Below are 10,088 nucleotides of genomic sequence, written 5' to 3' on the forward strand. Positions count from 1 at the left end.
TACTCGGCGGCGCGCATTGGCATGGACGCGACCGTCGGTCCGTGCACGTCCGTGTCCGGAACTCCGGACGCAGACCCTCACCCCCAGGGCCCGCAGCTTCCCCCACGATCCGGCGGGCCCTTCCCCCCACGGGAGGTCTTGAGTTGAAGCACCGACGCATACCCAAGCGGCGCGCCGCACTGGCCGGAGCGGGCGCCCTCGCCGTCGCCGCCAGCGCCGCCTTCGCGCTCAGCGCCAACGCCAGCCCCGCGCCCACCTCGAAGCCGCTCTCGCTGACATCCACCGCGGCCGGCAAGCTCGCCGCGCAGCTCACCGACGGCACGGCCGGTTCGTACTACGACGCCAAGGCCAAGAAGCTGGTCGTCAACGTCGTGGACGAGGCCGCGGCCGACACCGTACGGGCCAAGGGCGCCGAGCCCAGAATCGTCCAGCACACCCTCGCCCAGCTGAACGGCGCCCGGCAGACCCTGAAGACCAAGGCCACCATCCCCGGCACCTCCTGGGGCGTCGACCCCAAGAGCAACAAGGTCGTCGTCACCGCCGACCGCACGGTCAAGGGCGCGAAGCTCGCGAAGCTCACCAAGGTCGTCGACAGCCTCGGCAGTAAGGTGCAGCTCAACCGCAGCAAGGGGGAGTTCAAGCCCTTCATCGCCGGCGGCGACGCGATCTGGGGCGGTGGCTCGCGCTGCTCGCTCGGCTTCAACGTCGTCAAGGACGGCCAGCCGTACTTCCTCACCGCCGGCCACTGCGGCAACGCGGTCCAGAGCTGGTCGGACTCCCAGGGCGGCGGCGAGATCGGCGCCACCGAGGACTCCAGCTTCCCCAGCAACGACTACGCGCTGGTGAAGTACACCGCCGACACCGAGCACCCCAGCGCGGTCAACCTCTACAACGGCAGCAGCCAGGACATCAGCGGCGCCGCGGAGGCCACCGTCGGCCAGAGCGTCCAGCGCAGCGGCTCCACCACCCAGCTCCACGACGGCACCGTCAAGGCCCTGAACGCCAGCGTCAACTACCAGGAAGGCACGGTCGACGGACTGATCCAGACCGACGTCTGCGCCGAGCCCGGCGACAGCGGCGGCGCGCTGTTCGCGGGCGACAAGGCCCTCGGCCTGACCTCGGGCGGCAGCGGCGACTGCTCCTCGGGCGGCGAGACCTTCTTCCAGCCGGTCACCGAGGCCCTGCAGGCGTACGGGGCGCAGATCGGCTGACACCCCGCACCACGGCCCGACGGCCCGGTCCCCGTTGCGGGGGCCGGGCCGCTTGCCGGTTCAGGGTGTGGCCGCAGGCCCTTGCCGCCCGTCCAGCGGCCCGAACGCGGCCAGGGCTTCCTCGGCGGTGTGGGGCTGCCGTACGTACATCTCCGCCCAGCGGGCGGCGCCCGGAAAGCCGGACTCCCGTGCGATGCGGACGCACGCCGCGTCCCGGTCGTACTCGGTGCGGCGCAGCGCGACCGCGCCGCCGCCGGGGCCGAGCAGCGCCCAGTGCGCGCCGGGCCGCCCGTACGGCATCCCGACGCTCCCCGGGTTGACCACCAGCCGCCCGTGCGTGATCCGGACGAACGGCATGTGGGTGTGGCCGCAGACCACCGTCCGTACGCCGTCCGGCACCCCGGCCAGTACCTCGGCGAAGCGTTCGGGGCGGGAGTCGGCGAGTACGACCTCCGTGTCGTCGCGCGGGGTGGCGTGGCAGAAGAGGACCGGGCCGAGGCCCGGCACGTCCAGCGTCACGGTCGCCGGGAGCGCGCCGAGGTGTGCGATGTCGGCGGGGGCGAGCTGCCCGGCCGCCCAGGGCGTGATCGCGTCGGGGGCCGGGGCGCGGTGGTCGTGGTGGCTCGCGACCAGCTCGCGTTCACCGTTGCCGGCCAGCCATACGGCGCGGTCGCCGAGGCCGTGCAGCAGGTCGAGGGTCTGGCGGGGGAGCGGCCCGGACAGCAGGTCGCCGGTGAGGACGACGGTGCGCGCCGCGCGCACGTCGGGCTCGGCGAGTACGGCTTCCAGCGCGGGGGCGACTCCGTGGATGTCGGACAGAACGGCTACCGCGGCGGTGTCGGTCATGGGGTGAGCGTGGCATGGGGCGAGGGATGCGGGCGGCGGTTCGGCTGTGAGCTGAGCGGTGCGGTACCGGGGCGGCGGGGCGCGGCGCCGGCCTTCCGGACGGCTCAGATCCGTTCCACCAGCCGGGCCGCGGCCGACTTCGCCGTGGCCAGGGCCGTGGCCCGGTCCGCGCCGTGCTGGCCCAGCACCACCCGCGTGCTGAGCCCGTCCAGCAGGGCGAGCAGTTCGGAGGCGCGGCCCGTGCAGTCCCCGGCGGCGAAGCGGCCCTGCGCGACCCCCTTCGCCAGCAGCGCGGCCAGGTCGTCGCGCCAGCCCCGGTCGAGCTCCTCCTGCGTCTCGCGCAGCGGTTCGTTGGCGACCGTACGGGCCCACAGCTCGATCCACAGCATCCAGCGCGGGTCGCGCGGCCCGCGCGGCAGGTACAGGCCGACAAAGGCGTCCAGCATCCGCACGGCGCCGAGCCGGCGGGCGAGCAGCGCCCGGCGCTCCTCGGCGAGCTTCGCCTCGCTGAACCGCAGCGCCTCCAGCAGCAGCCGGTCCTTGCTGCCGAAGTAGTACAGGATGTGGCCGCCGCTCGTGCCGAGCCGCCGGGCCAGCGCGGACATGGTGAGCGCCGCGAGGCCGCCCTCGGCGATGGCCTCCATCGCCTCCTCCAGGATCCGGTCGGCCGCGACCTGCCCGTCCCGCCGTCGTGCCACCGCCCGGCCTGCCTTTCCTCCGTGAACGTCGGGGTTTGTGAACGTCCGCGCCCCTGTCGTCCCGACCTTATCCCGGCGATTCGCCGCAAGGTCTTGACCTGCGCGGGGCACCGGGCGCATTTTGAATGCCGTTCAAGAAATTAGAACACCGTTCAAAACCCACGGGAGCCGCAGCATGTCTCGTCCGCCCGCCGAGCTCGTCCTCCGCAACGCCCGCATCCACACCGTGGACCCCGCGCTCCCCGAGGCCGAGGCACTGGCCGTGCGCGACGGCCGGATCGTCTGGCTCGGCCCGGACTCCGAGGCCGGTGAGTGGATCTCGGAACGTACCCAAGTGCTCGATGCCCGAGGCAAGTTGGTGCTCCCCGGCTTCATCGACGCGCACAACCACGTACGGCTCGGCTCCGACGACGCCTGCGTACAGCTGGCCGGGGCCCGCACGCTCGACGAGGTGCACGACCGCATCCGTACCTGGCGCGACGCCCACCCCGGCGCCGAGTGGATCGAGGCCGAGGCGCTGGACTACTCGGCCCTGCCCGGCGGCCGGATGCCGCGCGCCGCCGACCTCGACCCGGTCACGGGCGACACCCCCGCCTTCGTCCTGAGCTACGACGTGCACACCGCCTGGCTCAACACCGCGGCCCTGCGCCGCCTCGGTATCACCAAGGACCGTACGGACCTGCCGTACGGGCGTGCCGAGACCGACCCGGAGACCGGCGAACCCACCGGATTCGTCAAGGACTTCGCCGTCCGCGGACTCTCCCGGGACGGCCACCGCGCGCTGCGCGACCTCGGTGTGCCGTGGGCCTCCCCCGACCGTCAGTACCGCCGCCTCGCCCGCAGCCTGGACGACGCGATCCGCTTTGGCATCACCACGGTCGTCGAACCGCAGAACTCGCTGGACGACCTGGCGCTGTTCGAGCGCGCCAGGGAGGAGGGCCGGCTGCGGTCCCGTATCGTCGCCGCGCTCTTCCACCCGCGCGGCACCACCGGCGCCGACCTCGTCGAATTCGCCCGCGCCGCCGAGAAGTACGACGACGACCGGCTGAATGTCGGCCCGCTCAAGCTCTACATCGACGACGTGGTCGAACCGCGCACCGCCGCGCTGCTCGCACCGTACGCGGGCTGCCGGCACCACCGGGGCGAGACCTTCTACCCGCCCGAGGAGTTCGCCGAGCTGCTGACCGAGCTGGACTCCCTAGGCTTCCAGTGCTTCGTGCACGCGACGGGGGACCGCGGCATCCGTACGGTCCTGGACGCGGTCGAGCGCGCCCGGGAGTTCAACGGGCCGCGCGACGCCCGCCACCAGATCGTGCACGTCGAATGCCTCGACCCGGCCGACACTCCGCGCTTCGCCGAGCTGGGCGTGGTCGCCTGCATGCAGCCCCGGCACGCGGCCCCCGAGATCGCCGGACCCGGCCAGGACTGGGCGGAGAACGTCGGCGCCGACCGCTGGCACAAGGCATGGCCGCTGCGCAGCCTCCAGGAGGCGGGCGCGGTCCTGGCCTTCTCCAGCGACTGGAACGTCGCCGAGATGGACCCGATGATCGGCATCTACACCGCCGTCACCCGGCAGCCGCTGGGCGGCGGCGAGCCGTGGGGCCCGCAGGAAACCATCGACGTAGAGACCGCCGTACACGGCTACACGATGGGCTCGGCGTACGCCAACTTCCTGGAGAACGAACGGGGTTCCCTCACCGTCGGCAAGCTCGCCGACTTCGTCGTCCTCTCCCGCGACATCCTGCACACCGCCCCGGAAAACATCCCGGGGACGGTGGCGGAGGTCGTGGTGGTGGGGGGAGAGGTGGCGCACACGGCGTAGCCGGCCGCCTGCCGCTGCCGCCCTACCCGCGCCGTTCCGTCAGCCACGGCAGCCCCGCCGCCACCAGTCGAATGCCCCGCACCGCCAGCTCGGCCGGCGCCTCGTCGGTTTCCCCCGCCGCCCACACCTCGACCGCGGCCCGCAGCGCACCGTCCGCCGCGGCCGCGGTCAGCCGTACCTCCAGCGGCCCGGCCGTCGTCGTCCGGGCCAGTACGTCGATGAGAGCCAGCTCCGATTCGTGGTGCGCACGGTGCCAGACGGCGCGCAGTGCCGGGTTGTCCTGCATCGCGTGCAGCAGACCCCGGGTCCACTCCAGCGCCTCCTCGGCCCGTGCGTCGGCGGGCGTCAGCGCCTCGCGGGCCGCCCGCTCCAGTACCTCGCCGAGCGGCAGTTCCGGCTCGCGCGCGGCCAGGTCGGCCAGCCCCTCGGCCCAGTCCCGCACACCGCCCGTCAGCAGCGGTGCGACCGCGTCCTCCTTGGTACGGAAGTAGCGGTAGAAGGTGCGCGGGGCGACCCCCGCGGCGCGGGCGATGTCCTCCGCGGTGACGGCGGCGCCGCGCTCGGCGAACAGCGCCGCCGCGGTACGGGCGATCTCCAGCTCGGTCGCGGCCTTGCGCCGCTCGGTGAGGGAGGACGGACGGGAGGGAGGTGCGGTGGGCATGGCCGGAGTCTACGCCGCGGTACGCCGAGGTGGCATGAGGTGCAAAGGTGGCACAGTGTGCCATTGAGGCGTACGGTGACGGAGTCGCACGTGCTCGACGGAGAGCCGCGCACCGACGAGAACGGAGAACGTCATGAACCGCTACGAGGGCCGCCGCGTACTGATCACGGGCGGCGGGTCCGGCATCGGACAGGCCACCGTCCACCGGGTCCTCGCCGAGGGCGGCCGGGTCGTGGCGGCGGACGTCAGCGAGGAGGGTCTGAAGGCCACCGCCGAACGCGCGGCTGCCGACGGCACGGCCGGCCGGCTCACCACCGCGGTCCTGGACATATCCGACGAGGCCGCGGTCGTCGCCGGCGTGGCCACCGCCGTGGAGGCGCTCGGCGGCCTGGACGTGCTGGTCAACGCGGCCGGCATCCTGCGGTCCGAGCACACCCACAAGACCACCCTGGACTTCTGGAACAAGGTCGTCTCGACCAACCTGACCGGCACGTTCCTGATGATCCGCGAGGCGCTGCCCGCCCTGCTGGCGGGCGAGCAGCCGGTGATCGTCAACTTCAGCTCGACCTCGGCCTCTTTCGCGCACCCGTACATGGCGGCGTACGCGGCGAGCAAGGGCGGCATCCAGTCCATGACCCACGCGATCGCGAGCGAGTACAGCAAGCAGGGGCTGCGCGCGGTGTGCGTCGCGCCGGGCTCCATCGCCAGCGGCATGACGACGGGCCGCGGGCCCGGCCTGCCCGAGGACGCCGACATGAGCCTGTTCGTGAAGCTCGCGCCCGCCATCGGCGAGGGCTTCGCGGGCCCGGAGACGGTCGCGGGCGTCATCGCGATGCTGGCCTCCGAGGACGGCGCCTTCGTCACGGGCACGGAGATCCGGATCGACGGCGGTACGCACATGTGAGCCGCGGGGGGTACGCGGGCGGGTGCGGGCCGGAGTGCGCCGCTACTGCCGAGGCCCGGAGTGCTCCGCTACTGCTGCGGCTCGCTCCGTTCGACCGCGCCCCGCCCCAGGGAGAGGGCCGCGAAGACCAGCGTCAGCACCGCCGCGATCACCGCCCACGCGGCGAGCACCAGCAGCGGCCCCGCCATCGCCCGCCCGTCGAAGTACGCGATCGAACGGGCCGCCCAGGTGCCCGCGCCCGGCGGCAGCGCGGGCCCGATGGCGTGCCAGAACGGCGGCAGCAGCGGATACGGATAGGCGCCGCCCGCGCTGGGATTCCCGCCGATCACGACCACCAGGATGGTCAGCCCGATACCGAGGATCCCGGCGATGCCCTGGAAAGCGAAGGTGGTCGCGCCCACCGCGAACACGATGAGGGCGCCCAGCCCCCACAGCGCCACGACGCTGCCCGGCAGCGCGCCGAGCGCCGGGCCGATGACGAGTGCACCGGCCAGTCCGGCCAGTACCGAGTACACCAGCAGGGTCCCGAGCCGGATGACGGCCCGCCGGCCGTTGGTGGGGCGGGCCCCGTAACTGATCGCGAGGATCGCGGCGCACAGGTAGCCGCCCACGCACCACCCCACCACCAGGTAGAACGACGACAGTCCGCGGGCGTCCTGCGGGTCCGCCGGGGCCACGTCGGTCGTCCTGACCGTCCGCCCCTCCGCCTGCTCCGCCTTGGTGAGGACCTTCTGCAGGGCGTCGGAGAGCGCGTTGCCGCTGCCGCCGGCGACCAGCAGCTCGTCCTGCTTGCCGCGCGGATTGACCACCAGCGCGCCGTCGGTCTCCCGGTCCTTCAGCTGCCGTACGGCCTCGGCCCGCGACCCGGCAGGGCGCGCGTCGAGCGGCGAACCCCGCATCCCGTCCAGCTTCGCGACCAGCTGTCCGCGCTCCTGCGGGGGCGCGACGACCGCGAACGCCACGTCCCGGGGCTTGGGGGAGTGGAAGGCGCCCGCGTACGAGGCGATGAACGCGACCGTCAGGGCGAGCACCCCGACGATCAGCAGCGCGGCCCGCGCCGACACCGCGTCCTTCAGCTCTCCGGCGAAGGTGGTGCGGGCGTCGCCGCCGTCCCCGGTCCCGGTGCCGCCGTCCGCTGTGGCCATGTGCCGCTCCTCATACCTGTAGCGATTCGTCCCTTATCTTCCGGTTTCGCATGAGAGATATGCGGCCGGGCGGGCCTGCCCGGCGCGTCGCACGAACACGTCCGTACGAATGTGTTCGCACGGACGTTCGAAGAAAGCGTTATGGTGTGAGTGAGACGGGGGATGCAAGGTCAGCCAGGGGGTGCTCAAGCGGTAGGAGGTGCGAATGTCCCGGTTCACGCACCTGCACACCGCATCGGGATTCTCCGTGCGGTACGGCGCATCGCACCCGGAACGGCTCGCCGAGCGGGCGGCCGAACGCGGCATGGACGCCCTCGCCCTCACTGACCGCGACTCCCTCTCCGGCGCCGTACGCTTCGCCAAGGCCGCCGCCGAAGCCGGCATCCGCCCGCTGTTCGGCACCGAGCTGGCGATCGCCGAACGACAGCCGGACCCCGCCCCCACGACCCGCCGCCGCACCCCCGTACGCGGCGGAGCCTTCATCGACGAATCGGCCCCCCGCGCCGTCTTCCTCGCCCGCGACGGCGCCCGCGGCTGGGCCACCCTGTGCCGGCTGGTCTCCGCCGCCCACGCCACCGACCGCGAACGCCCCCTCCTGCCCTGGGAGGACCTGGCCGTCGAGACGGACGGCATCACCGTCCTCCTCGGCCCCGACTCCGAAGTCGGCCGCGCACTCGCCGCCGGCCGCCCCGACCGCGCCGCCCGCCTCCTCGCCCCCTGGCGCGAGCTGTACGGCGACGCGCTGCGCCTCGAAGCCGTCCACCACGGCCGCACCGGCACCGGACCCGGCTCCCTCCGGCTCGCAGCCCGCACCCTCGGCTTCGCCGTCGACCAGGGCATCCGGGCCGTCCTCAGCAACGCCGTCCGCTACGCCGACCCCGGCCAGGGCCCCGTCACCGACGTCCTGGACTCCGCCCGCCGCCTCGTCCCCATCGACCGTCACCGCCCCGAAGCCCGCGACAGCGGCGAACGCTGGCTCAAGGACGCCGACACCATGGCCCGCACCGCCGAACGGATCGCCGAAGCCGCCGGCCACCGCCGCGACACCGCCCACCGTCTCCTCGCCATGACCGAGGAGACGGCGGGGGAGTGCCTGGTCGACGCCCAGGACGACATCGGACTCGGCACCGTCCACTTCCCCGAACCACGGCTCGTCGGCGCGGAGCACCGTACGGCCTCCCGCGTACTCGGCTCCCGCTGCGCCGCCGGCATGGTTCGCCGCGGCTACGACCGCGGCCCGGCCGCCCGCACGTACTGGGAACGCCTCCACCGCGAGCTGGACATCATCGACCACCACGGCTTCGCGTCGTACTTCCTCACCGTCGCCCAGGTCGTCGAGGACACCCGGCGCCTCGGCATCCGCGTCACCGCGCGCGGCTCCGGCGCCGGCTCCCTCGTCAACCACCTGCTCGACATCGCCCACGCCGACCCCGTCGAGCACGGCCTGCTGATGGAACGCTTCCTCTCCAAGCGCCGCGCCGTCCTCCCCGACATCGACATCGACGTGGAGTCCGCGCGCCGCCTGGAGGTCTACCACGCGATCTTCGACCGCTTCGGCGCTGAACGCGTCGCCGCCGTCGCCATGCCCGAGACCTACCGCGTACGGCACGCCGTGCGCGACGTCGGCGCCGCACTCGGCATGGACCCCGACGAGGTGGACCGGATCGCCAAGTCCTTCCCGCACATCCGGGCAAGGGATGCACGGGCGGCGCTGGAAGAACTGCCGGAGCTGCGGGGGCTACGGGACAACCCGCCACCCGCGCCGTTCTGGGACCTGGTCGAGGGCCTGGACGCGCTGCCCCGCGGCACCGCCATGCACCCCTGCGGCGTACTGCTCTCCGACGCCACGCTCACCGCACGCACCCCCGTGGTGCCCACCGGCGGCGAGGGCTTCCCCATGTCGCAGTTCGACAAGGACGACGTCGAGGACCTCGGCCTGCTCAAGCTCGACGTGCTCGGCGTACGGATGCAGTCCGCCATGGCCCATGCCACCGCCGAGATCGGCCGCGCCACCGGGCGGCCCGCGCCGGACCTCGACGACCCGGCACAGGTACCGCCGGGCGACCCCGCGACGTACAGCCTGATCCGCTCCACCGAGACCCTCGGCTGCTTCCAGATCGAGTCGCCGGGCCAGCGCGACCTGCTCGGCCGGCTCCAGCCCGCCGCCTTCCACGACCTGGTCGTGGACATCTCGCTCTTCCGTCCGGGGCCGGTCGCGGCCGACATGGTGCGGCCCTTCATCGAATCCCGGCACGGCCGCAGGCCCGTCCGCTACCCCCACCCCGACCTGACGGAATACCTGCGCGAGACATACGGCGTCGTGGTCTTCCACGAACAGGTCATGCACATCCTGGACCGGATGACCGGCTGCGGCCTGGACGAGGCGGACCGGGTGCGGCGCGGGCTGTCCGACCCCGAGTCGCAGGGCCGCATCCGCGTCTGGTTCGCGGAACGGGCCGCGCGGCACGGCTACTCCTCCGAAGACATCGCCCGCACCTGGGAGATCATCGAATCGTTCGGTTCGTACGGCTTCTGCAAGGCGCACGCGGTGGCCTTCGCCGTACCGACCTACCAGTCCGCCTGGCTCAAGGCCCACCACCCGGCCGCCTTCTACGCCGGCCTGCTCACCCACGACCCCGGCATGTACCCCAAGCGCCTCCTCCTCGCCGACGCCCGCCGCCGCGGCGTCCCGATCCTCCCCCTGGACGTGAACCGGTCCGATGTCGCTTATCGAATCGAACTGATGTCTGGGCGGAGTGGGGAGAATACGGGACGTAGTGCTGGTGGGGTGGGGCGCGGCC

At 73.1% G+C, this 10,088-nt stretch carries 8 protein-coding genes; 4 read left to right on the top strand and 4 right to left on the bottom strand.

Going from position 1 to position 10,088, the window contains the following annotated elements; all coding sequences use genetic code 11:
• The first annotated feature begins 143 nt into the window (after window positions 1–143).
• On the top strand, window positions 144–1,211 hold the full coding sequence (locus tag CCS38_RS28600) for a S1 family peptidase (RefSeq protein ID WP_223736225.1): 1,068 nt from the start codon (window positions 144–146) through the stop codon (window positions 1,209–1,211).
• Window positions 1,212–1,271: 60 nt separating this feature from the next.
• Here the strand turns inward: CCS38_RS28600 and CCS38_RS28605 are convergent, their stop codons facing one another.
• Together CCS38_RS28605 and CCS38_RS28610 are read right to left on the bottom strand one after the other, a co-directional pair.
• On the bottom strand, window positions 1,272–2,057 hold the full coding sequence (locus tag CCS38_RS28605; protein ID WP_223736226.1) for a metallophosphoesterase family protein: 786 nt from the start codon (window positions 2,055–2,057) through the stop codon (window positions 1,272–1,274).
• 104 nt (window positions 2,058–2,161) lie between these two features.
• A complete protein-coding gene (locus CCS38_RS28610) occupies window positions 2,162–2,755 on the bottom strand; it encodes a TetR/AcrR family transcriptional regulator (RefSeq protein WP_308050889.1) in 594 nt (197 codons plus the stop codon).
• Window positions 2,756–2,930: 175 nt separating this feature from the next.
• On the opposite strand from CCS38_RS28610, the gene CCS38_RS28615 reads away from it, so the two are divergent.
• A complete protein-coding gene (locus tag CCS38_RS28615; protein WP_223736227.1) occupies window positions 2,931–4,577 on the top strand; it encodes an amidohydrolase in 1,647 nt (548 codons plus the stop codon).
• Window positions 4,578–4,599: 22 nt separating this feature from the next.
• Here CCS38_RS28615 and CCS38_RS28620 read toward each other — a convergent pair whose 3' ends face one another.
• The gene (locus CCS38_RS28620) at window positions 4,600–5,238 is read right to left on the bottom strand and encodes a TetR family transcriptional regulator (RefSeq protein WP_223736228.1); all 639 of its coding nucleotides are present in this window, start codon (window positions 5,236–5,238) and stop codon (window positions 4,600–4,602) included.
• Window positions 5,239–5,371: 133 nt separating this feature from the next.
• Between CCS38_RS28620 and CCS38_RS28625 the strand changes: the two genes are divergently transcribed.
• Entirely contained in the window at window positions 5,372–6,142 is a 771-nt protein-coding gene (locus tag CCS38_RS28625; RefSeq protein ID WP_223736229.1) for an SDR family NAD(P)-dependent oxidoreductase, read from the top strand.
• Window positions 6,143–6,210: 68 nt separating this feature from the next.
• Here the strand turns inward: CCS38_RS28625 and CCS38_RS28630 are convergent, their stop codons facing one another.
• Entirely contained in the window at window positions 6,211–7,287 is a 1,077-nt protein-coding gene (locus CCS38_RS28630) for an ABC transporter permease (RefSeq protein WP_223736230.1), read from the bottom strand.
• 205 nt (window positions 7,288–7,492) lie between these two features.
• On the opposite strand from CCS38_RS28630, the gene dnaE reads away from it, so the two are divergent.
• A partial coding sequence (gene dnaE, locus CCS38_RS28635; RefSeq protein WP_223736231.1) for a DNA polymerase III subunit alpha occupies window positions 7,493–10,088 on the top strand: 2,596 nt, incomplete at its 3' end.

This window comes from Streptomyces purpurogeneiscleroticus (genome assembly GCF_020024005.1).
Taxonomy (GTDB): Bacteria; Actinomycetota; Actinomycetes; order Streptomycetales; family Streptomycetaceae; genus Streptomyces; species Streptomyces purpurogeneiscleroticus.

Coding starts and splice junctions, on each gene's coding strand:
- CCS38_RS28605 (WP_223736226.1), bottom strand. CDS start 2,057: ATGACCGACACCGCCGCGGTAGCCGTTCTGTCCGACATCCACGGAGTC.
- CCS38_RS28615 (WP_223736227.1), top strand. CDS start 2,931: ATGTCTCGTCCGCCCGCCGAGCTCGTCCTCCGCAACGCCCGCATCCAC.
- CCS38_RS28620 (WP_223736228.1), bottom strand. CDS start 5,238: ATGCCCACCGCACCTCCCTCCCGTCCGTCCTCCCTCACCGAGCGGCGC.
- CCS38_RS28625 (WP_223736229.1), top strand. CDS start 5,372: ATGAACCGCTACGAGGGCCGCCGCGTACTGATCACGGGCGGCGGGTCC.
- CCS38_RS28630 (WP_223736230.1), bottom strand. CDS start 7,287: ATGGCCACAGCGGACGGCGGCACCGGGACCGGGGACGGCGGCGACGCC.